This window comes from bacterium (assembly GCA_021159335.1).
In the GTDB taxonomy this organism is placed as follows: domain Bacteria; phylum UBP14; class UBA6098; order B30-G16; family B30-G16; genus JAGGRZ01.
In genome coordinates, this window is the sequence record JAGGRZ010000005.1 from 1 (window position 1) to 8847 (window position 8847).

Annotated in this window: 7 protein-coding genes and 2 tRNA genes; all 9 read left to right on the forward strand. The window is 44.8% G+C overall.

Annotated features, from left to right (window positions below):
- Positions 1–1609: hypothetical protein (locus J7J62_00125; protein MCD6123570.1), on the forward strand; the 1609-nt coding region annotated here is incomplete at its 5' end.
- On the forward strand, positions 1596–2060 hold the full coding sequence (locus tag J7J62_00130) for a hypothetical protein (protein MCD6123571.1): 465 nt from the start codon (positions 1596–1598) through the stop codon (positions 2058–2060). The genes J7J62_00125 and J7J62_00130, both read left to right, overlap by 14 nt.
- A 68-nt stretch (positions 2061–2128) precedes the next feature.
- Positions 2129–2201 (forward strand) — tRNA-Ile (locus J7J62_00135).
- An 11-nt stretch (positions 2202–2212) separates the two neighbouring features.
- Positions 2213–2285, forward strand: a tRNA-Val gene (locus J7J62_00140).
- Between the two features lie 204 nt (positions 2286–2489).
- On the forward strand, positions 2490–3599 hold the full coding sequence (locus J7J62_00145; GenBank protein MCD6123572.1) for a Nif3-like dinuclear metal center hexameric protein: 1110 nt from the start codon (positions 2490–2492) through the stop codon (positions 3597–3599).
- Positions 3600–3618: 19 nt separating this feature from the next.
- Entirely contained in the window at positions 3619–4389 is a 771-nt protein-coding gene (locus tag J7J62_00150; protein MCD6123573.1) for a hypothetical protein, read from the forward strand.
- A gap of 7 nt (positions 4390–4396) precedes the next feature.
- Entirely contained in the window at positions 4397–4813 is a 417-nt protein-coding gene (locus J7J62_00155) for a ribonuclease HI family protein (GenBank protein MCD6123574.1), read from the forward strand.
- Positions 4814–4863: 50 nt separating this feature from the next.
- Positions 4864–8112: an N-6 DNA methylase gene (locus J7J62_00160; GenBank protein MCD6123575.1), complete on the forward strand. Its 3249-nt coding sequence runs from the start codon at positions 4864–4866 to the stop codon at positions 8110–8112.
- 45 nt (positions 8113–8157) lie between these two features.
- Positions 8158–8847 (forward strand): ImmA/IrrE family metallo-endopeptidase (locus tag J7J62_00165; protein MCD6123576.1); only part of this gene is annotated, 690 nt, incomplete at its 3' end.

The following is an 8847-nucleotide window of genomic DNA, read 5'->3' on the forward strand; positions in this document are numbered from 1 at the left end:
CCCTATCTCCTGGCTCTACTACAGCCTCGCGCCCGAGTCCTCGGGTTATTCCATAGCGGACACAGCCTACTATATCGGACCCCTTGATTCCAGGCCGCCCCGCGTCAGAATTGATTGTCCCGATTCGGCGTTTTTCCCGAGCGATACCGTGCACATCTCGTGGCATGTTGAGGACATGTTCTGGGCGAATGACCCGTGTTCGGTTATGGTCGACTTATGCGGAAGTGAGACAGCATTCGTCGTGCCCGATACAGCATTCGATTTGATTATCCCGGAAGATACCGAGTGCGATAGTGTAGAAATCGTAGTAGCGGCAAGAGATTCTTTCTGCAACTGGGGGCGGGATACATGCTATATTCGCGTTTTGCCTCACGGGTTTATTGCCCTCTCATTCGGTGATACATTGGCTAATCCGTGTCGGCGCACAATAGTGCCGCTTTTCGTGGATTCCGCAGATTGCAACATAGACAGGCTTTTAATAAAATTTGAGGTTGATACAGCTGTTATCCGTCCGGTCTCGTTCTCATCTGCCATTTCGCCTGCTGCAGATTCAGCAATAATGCGGAGAGTGGGAACACAGTGGCAGATAGAATTTTTCTGGTCGACGAGAGTGAGTATTGTGCCCGGTGTGGCTGGTTTTCTGCATCTCGATGTGAGTTGTCGAACGAACGCTGGCGACTTTTCCGTTATAAACATAGTGGATGCTTCCGCTCACTTTGCGACGGTTTACTGGCGTGATGGTATAGTGTGGGTGAACTACAAGGTTAATCCGTGGCTCGTGACAGTTCATGTTGATGATATAGGTGGTGATTCGCACGGTGAGATTACCTTTGGCGCAAGCTATGCTGCCTCAGATGGATTTGACCCGTGGGTTGACCTGCTCCATCTTACGCCGCCGCCGGGAAGCGTTAATGTCTGGTTCCAGATAGAGGATTCAGCTCATCCGTCAGTAACGAGGCTGTATCGTGATATAAGAGACATGATAGCACCCAATCAGTGGTTGCTTGTGATTGAGCATCCGGAGTCGACTCATGTGCATTGGAGCCGAGATGCCCTTGGAGTCGGTTTTTACACACTTAATGGCTGGCTTGACATGCGGACCGACACTGAATATTTCGCCGAGCCGTTTGAAACGCTAACCATAAGCTGGGATTTGCCGCGGTTGTGGGTTGATACGATTCTTGTTTATGCTGGATGGAATATTATCTCGCTGCCATTAAGGTCTCCGAAGCCGTTTAGAGAATTTATTTTCAGGGATGCAGTTTACGGTCCATACGAGTTCGACACAGGGACGAGAAGCTTTTTGATTCCAGACATAGTTCGTTTTGGAATGGGCTATTGTGTTAACAGTCCTGCTGATACGATTGTGATATTTGTGGGGGCAAGGTATCCAAAGTATGTGATGTATGTAAGCCGTGGCTGGAATATATTGGGATGTCCGTCAGTCGCGGTAGGTGTGGCGGATATAGGCGTAGAGGGCACAGCTTTAATGAACATATTTGAATACGATGTAAGCTCGGGGGCATACATAGTTCCAGATACTCTTCGCCCCGGGAGCGGATATTGGTTCCTTATGACAAACGATGGTAAAATCTATGTTCCGAGGTAATAAGTCAAAATATCTGGTGTCATTTGCTGGCGCACTGTTAGTGATAGCATTTTTCTTGCTCACCTTTTATGGATGCCCTGCTCGCACTGTTGGACCGAAAATTTGCATTGAAATTGAGCGGACAGTTCAGCCTGAATCCTCAGTTGAATCGGGGGAAAGCTTTGACCTCTGTTTCGAGTATTGGGCGCCTCTATGTGAGGACTGTATTTTTCCTGATAGCGGATGCACCGTAAAAGTTAGGTTCAGCGCTGAGTTGCCTTTAAGAGTTATTTCGGGTGATACACTGTTTAAACACTTTATGATTCCCGAGACCACATATACCGTTTGCTATACTCTTAGGGCAGATTGCCCACCAGGCACTGATATATGGCTTAGCACCAGCATAACCGTTGAAACTATTTCTGAGCCATATTGCAGGAGCAGGATGGTAACGAGGATTCATGTTCATTAATTTACTTTTCACTATACAAAATAAATTTTAATCTTGACAATTAGGGTGGTGTTCTTTATAAATTAAGTGGACCCATAGCTCAATTGGTAGAGCAGGGGACTCATAATCCCTTGGTTCCAGGTTCGAGTCCTGGTGGGTCCAAATTATTTTGTGGGCGATTAGCTCAGTTGGTAGAGCGCTTGCCTCACATGCAAGAGGTCAGTGGTTCGAGTCCACTATCGCCCATATTTCTAAACAAAACCTCCCGTCTTATTCAACAATTTCCTTGACATCAAAATTTCTCCCACTAATTTGCCCTAAAATGAAAGAAACAAAAGGTGGGAAAAGAAAAATATGTAATCATCGTAAAGACAATAAGCGTAATATGGCTCCCACCAATGTCTTTCGATGCACCGTCACAAAGGCGGTGCTTTTTTTATTTAAGGGACTATGACACTGGCAGAAGCGATAAAATCTATCGAATTTAAATACCCACCTCAAGCCACAATACCTGGAGATTACGCGGGAATAATATGCGGTAAAGCTAATAAAAGCGTGAACAAAATCTTGTTTGCTGTTGATCTTAGTATGGCAGTTGTTCTTGAGGCCATAAGGGGAGGATTCGACCTGCTTATAACCTTCCATCTGCCCTATATAACGAAAAGCTTGTTCGATATAAGAGGGCTCGATGCTCGAGTTTCGCATGCTGTCGAGAACGGTTTGGCTGTCTATTCTCTTTCCTCGAATGTCGAGTTTGGAAGGAGTGGATTCAGCTATTTTATGATGGAGGAATTCGGGGCGTCATTTGAGGCGTTCAGTATGACCAGTTGTTTTGAACCAATGTACAAGATCGTTGTATTTGTGCCTCTCGATGCGTTCGAGAAATTCAGGAAAGCTATTCTCGACATTGGTGCTGGCTACATAGGCAACTATAGCCACGCAAGTTTTTCCGCCAAAGGCGAAGGCACATTTAAACCCTTGCCCGGAAGCGAACCTTACATAGGGGAAGTCGGCAAGTTCGAGCGAGTTGAGGAGATGAGATTTGAAACTATTGTCCCTCAGCACCTGCTTGACGAAGTGCTTGAAGCTATAAATTTGTACCATCCATACGAGGAGCCCGCTGTTGATGTTTACTCCCTCAATATGAATTCAAAAACGGCTGGTTTTGGCGTTATCGGGATGCTTCCTTACCCGATGAAGTTGACTAATCTTATTGCTGAATGCAGACAAAAGTTTTTTGGAGCCAGCATTCGAGTTATAGAGAGTGAGAAAAACTTTGTTCAGCGGGTGCTTTTCTGGGCAGATAATGTCGAAAAAATTATTGATTCCATTCTTGATTCAGGCACTGATGTCGTTATTGCTGGCGAGATTCCTCATTCTTGCGCTGTAGCTCTTGCCGATAATCAGATAGCTGCGATAGAGGTTGGAATTTTTGCTGCGAAAATTAATCTTATGAATTATATTTTAAAAATTTTAGATGATGCGATGCACGCTTCGGAAAAAAATGTTGAGTTGAAGGTTTCTGAGTCTCAAAGGGAGTATTTGAGGCATATGGCGTAAACTATAAAGGAGTCTGAGAATGCAAAAAAGCAAGCTTAATACGAAACAAATGTTAAGGCTGCTCCTTGAAATTCAGGAATACGATAGCAAGCTCCTCGAACTTCAAATGCGCAAGGACTTCTTTCCCGGGCTTCTCAAGTCCCTTGAGGACCAGATAGTGGAGATTGAGAAAGAGTTTGAGGAGAAAAGCACAAAATTAAGGGAACTGAAAAAAGAAATAAGCATGCTCGAGATAGAGCTTCAGGAAGAGCGCGACGGACTTGCTAAATCGCAGGAAAAACTGATGAAAGTCACCACAAATAAGGAATACGATGCAGTCCAGGCGGAGATAGCCGCTCATGAGGAGCGAATAGCAAAAATAGAGGAGCGGCTTATAATACTTATGGACGAGGAGGATAGCCTGTCCCGCGAGGTGGCTGACCTTGAGGTTCGAGCAAAAGAGGTTAAAGAAAGAAACACTAAGCGTATCGAGGAAATAAAGAAAAGTGCGGGTCAAATAGACTCGATAATAGCGCAAATAAAGGCTGACAGAGACCGACTCGCTAACCTCGTTGACCAGAGGATTCTTCGTCGATACGAGCAAATAAGACGCGGCACTCAGGGTGTGGCGGTCGTTGGAATAGTGAACCGTGCTTGTGGCGGGTGTATGCAGGCATTACCACCGCAGATAATTCAGGACATACGCGCAGGGAAAATAATAGTGTGCCAGAATTGCGGAAGAATCATAGTTGACCTAAACGAGCTTATGTCCCTTTCACTTGAGGAAATCCTTAGTGAAGCGAAAAAGTAAACACGCGATAGCTTACATAGATGGCTCATCGATAGGTAATCCCGGTCCTGCGGGAATTGGCGTTTTGATATTTATTGCAGACAACGAAGATTTGCTCCGCTCAAACCCGAAAATTATTAGAATTTCCGAACCGATAGGTTTTGCCACCAACAACCAGGCTGAGTATAAAGCACTAATAAAAGCCCTCGAGGAAGCAAAAACTCGCGGAATAGAGCACATCACTGTTTACTCCGACAGCCAGCTTCTGGTAAAACAGGTAAACGGTTTGTATAAAGTCAAAAGCAAGAGCATTGAAGGATTGCACGCGCATGCTATAAAACTTTTGAGTCAATTCGCGAGCGCAAAGGTTGAATACATAGGAAGAGAGGCAAACCGCGAAGCGGATAAACTTGCGAAAGAGGGAGCGAAGCGAGTAAATATTTAGCCTAACTTTGCTTTTTTAATCAGAATTTTTTAATTATCTTTTGGTGCACAATGGAAAGGAAAAAGCATCTCAAAAAAATAATTGATAGGTATGCGATAACTGTAGCGACGACCTTTCTTGAAGCAGCGAAAAAAGCAAAAAGTGAGGAAGACCTTAGGCAGTATTGTAACAGTATCCTTAATAGATTCGTTAGCGAGGCGGGTTTGAATATCGAGGCGCGAAACGAAGCGCCCACACCTGACGGTGGAAGAATCGATACGAGATATGGTGATGTATTAATAGAGTATAAGGACCCTAACAGCCCGACCCAGAAGATAACATCGAGTCTTGACGCTCCCGGGACCAAGGCGGTTGTGCAGCAACTTAAAAGTCGATTCGAGGCTTTCAGAAGGGAAAATCTAGAGTTGATTAACAGACTTTTTGGCGTAGGATTGGATGGTGACACGATAGTTTATTTATGGTGGCGGTCGGGTGAGTATAAAGTAACAGTTCTTCCCGTCACGGCTGAATTCGTGAAAAGACTTCTCGAAGCAATAGCATCAGTAGCCGAAAGGGGTAAGGAATTTACTCCGAACAATTTAGCTGAGGATTTCGGTGCTGGAAGTAATGTCGCCCTTAAGTGTGTTAAGGCACTTTACGAACATCTAATAAGAACTGAACATCCAAAAACGAAAACGCTTTTTAAGCAATGGGAATTGCTTTTTGGTGAAGTTTGTGGCTACGATATAGAGGGTAAAACTGGCAAGCTCGACGAGCTCGCAAGGACATATCATATCGAAGGTGCCCGACCCGCTGAACTTTTGTTCTCCGTTCAGACATATTACTCGATTTTTATGAAACTTTTGGCTATGGAGGTGATTAGTGCGTTCACCAAGATAGGCTTTTCCATAATAGACAAATGCAGCGAGGCAGCTACCAGCGAGGGACTGCGCGAAGTATTTCGGGAACTTGAGGATGGCTCAATATGGCGCTCCATAGGGTATATAAACTTTATCGAGGGTAACCTGTTCTCTTGGTATGTGGATGTCTGGGATAGCGAGATTTCCAATGCTTTGCGGATGCTTATCTCGAAACTCGGGGATTATGATACGACCACCATAAGCTCGAATCCTGTGGAGTCGCGGGACCTTTTGAAAAAACTTTATCACGAACTTCTGCCGCGAAAAGTAAGGCACGACCTCGGCGAATTTTACACGCCCGATTGGCTCGCTGAATATGTTCTCGACGAAATAGGATACGATGGAAACCCCGACAAAAGGCTCCTTGACCCCGCTTGCGGAAGCGGGACTTTCCTCGTGATGGCTATAAAAAGGGTTATGAAATGGTATAACGATAACATTCACACATGTGGATTCGGCAAAAAAGAGCTTGTCAAAAAGATAACAAAAAACATTATCGGTTTCGACCTTAATCCCCTCGCTGTGCTTGCCTCAAGAGCCAACTACATAATAGCAATAAGAGAGCTTCTCCGCGCTATGGGAGGTTTTGAAATACCAGTTTACCTTTGCGATTCCGTGGTTACACCAACACAAAGGGAGGATTTGTTCAAAAAGCAGTTTCTTGAGCTTAAAATAGCACCGTTTGAGACCCCTTTAAGGATTCCTCGCGAAGTAGCAGAGAGCAGGCAAATCCTTGGTAAGTATGCTGACATAATGGATTCGTGCATCTCGGGGGAATATTCTGCCGATGAGTTCATAGAAAGGCTGAAAAATAGAGGGATAGAGGTCGTTAACGAGGGTCTTCATGTTGAGCTTTACAATAAGCTTAAGGGGCTTGCTAATGAAGGCAAAAACGGTGTATGGGCAAGGGTGATAAAGAATGCTTTCGCCCCAGTTTTCGTTGAGAAGGTGGATTTTATTGCGGGTAATCCGCCGTGGATAAACTGGGAAAGTCTGCCCGAAGAGTATAGAAATTCTTTGATACCATTGTATGAACATCATTATGGATTGTTTCCTATAAAGGGTCAGCAAAGAAGGCTTGGAAGTTCAAAAATAGACCTGTCATCGCTTTTTGTATATGTTTGTGCGGATGAATATTTGAAAAAAGGTGGAAAACTTGGTTTCGTTATCACTCAGTCTTTGTTCAAAACAAAAGGTGCGGGGCAAGGATTTAGACGATGGAAATTGCCTGAGGGAAAAGGTTATATAAAGCCTCTACGGGTTACGGACATGTCCGATTTTCAGCCGTTCGAGGGCGCCACCAACAGAACCGCCGTTTTTGTGTGCAAAAAATCGACACGACCGTTCAAATACCCCGTGCCTTACATAGTGTGGAAAAAGGCTGTCAGAGGCAAAATATCGCCGGAGCTGATGCTGGATGAGGTGAAAAGGAGGGTGAAAAGAATAAGAATGGATGCTGTCCCTGTTGACCCCGAAAACCCAACCTCGCCATGGCTTACGGCGCCCAAAAAAGCGATTCCCGCTATATTGAAAGTTATCGGCAAAAGCGATTACAAGGCATTTGAAGGCGTTAACACCGGCGGTGCCAATGGTGTCTATTGGATTGAGGTTCTGAAAGAACTTCCCAACGGTGACCTTCTCATTCGCAATCTCGCCAATGTCGGCAAAAAGAAAGTTAAGCAGGTTGAGGCGGTTATTGAGCCCGACTTCGTGTATCCGCTCCTGAGGGGGCGCGATGTTCAGCGGTGGCGCGCAAAGCCATCATGCCACATAGTAATGGTTCAGGACCCAATCAAGCGAATAGGTTATCCTGAGCGGGAGATGAAGATAAAGTATCCCAAGACTTACGCTTATTTGAAGCGGTTTGAGGATGTTCTCAGGCGGAGGGCTTCGAGTTCTGTTCGCGCTCTTATGGAGAGGGGACCATTCTACTCAATGTTTGCCGTTGGAGAATACACGATGGCGGAGTGGAAGGTGGTGTGGAGCTGGATTTCTAAACGAATGAAAGTTGCTGTTGTTCATGAGTTTCGTGGTTCTATAATATTGCCAGAACATAATACTGCATTTATACCTTTGGAAAGCCGTGAAGAAGCATATTTTTTGTGTGCAATACTTGGGACAAATTTAATTGATTTTACTATTAGTTCTTTTAGTTCTGGAGGAGGTGGAGGCTTAGCTGGAGTTCATATCCCAGAAAGAGTTTCCATTCCCCGTTTCGACCCGTCGAATGATATTCATCTTCGCCTTTCGGAGCTTTCGCGACTTTGCCACGAGGCAGCCGAGGCAGGGGATGAGGAGAGCATCAAACGCTACGAACGAGAGATAGATATCCTTGCCGCGAAAATCTGGGGGATAACGGATGAGGAGCTTGCGGGGGTGTGGGAGGTGATGGAGGATTGACATTGTGAGCAAAGGGGGTATCTTTTCTATAAATCGGAGGAGAAAATGTCTAATTGGGCAAATGTAGAAATATTAAGGTGGGCAAGGGAAAGGCTGAAAATGAGCTATGAAGATGTTGAGGAGCTATCAAGAAAACTTGGGAAATTTTATACGCCTATCGATGCAGGAGAACTGGAAAAATGGGAGAAAGGGCTTTCCCAGCCTGAACTCGAGCATCTCGAAACATTAGCAGAAATCTATGTCTGCCCTGTTGGATACTTTTTCCTCGATGAAGTGCCAAGGGAACATGATGCCCTTAGTTTCAGGGGATTGTCTAAAGATACTGATGAGTTAAGTCCTAATTCATTGCGCACGCTTCATCGTTTTTTAGAGAAAGCTCAAATGATCGTTCATATAATTAAAGAAGCAGGGGTGGAAATAAAGAAAGAGATTAGGCAAGGTCAGTATTCTGCTTATGATGACCCTATGGAATTAGCCAGAATTGAACGAATGAGGCTTGGCTTTTCTCCAAATGTTAGAGCTGAATGGAATGATTATGAAGATGCATTTAATTGGTGGAGGGGAAGGATAGAAACTCAGGGAGTGTTTTGTCTTCAGATGAAACTTGAACCTTCCGAGATTCGAGGAGCTTCTGCTTGGATAGAGGGTTATCCCTTTATTCTTATAAATCACAGTGATGCCGAGGCTGCTACTGGGAGATTGTTTACTCTTCTTCATGAGTATGCGCATATTCTT

Excerpts from the sequence above, each read along its gene's own strand:
- J7J62_00145 (MCD6123572.1), top strand. The coding sequence starts at position 2,490 with ATGACACTGGCAGAAGCGATAAAATCTATCGAATTTAAATACCCACCT.
- J7J62_00150 (MCD6123573.1), top strand. The coding sequence starts at position 3,619 with ATGCAAAAAAGCAAGCTTAATACGAAACAAATGTTAAGGCTGCTCCTT.
- J7J62_00130 (MCD6123571.1), top strand. The coding sequence starts at position 1,596 with ATGTTCCGAGGTAATAAGTCAAAATATCTGGTGTCATTTGCTGGCGCA.
- J7J62_00160 (MCD6123575.1), top strand. The coding sequence starts at position 4,864 with ATGGAAAGGAAAAAGCATCTCAAAAAAATAATTGATAGGTATGCGATA.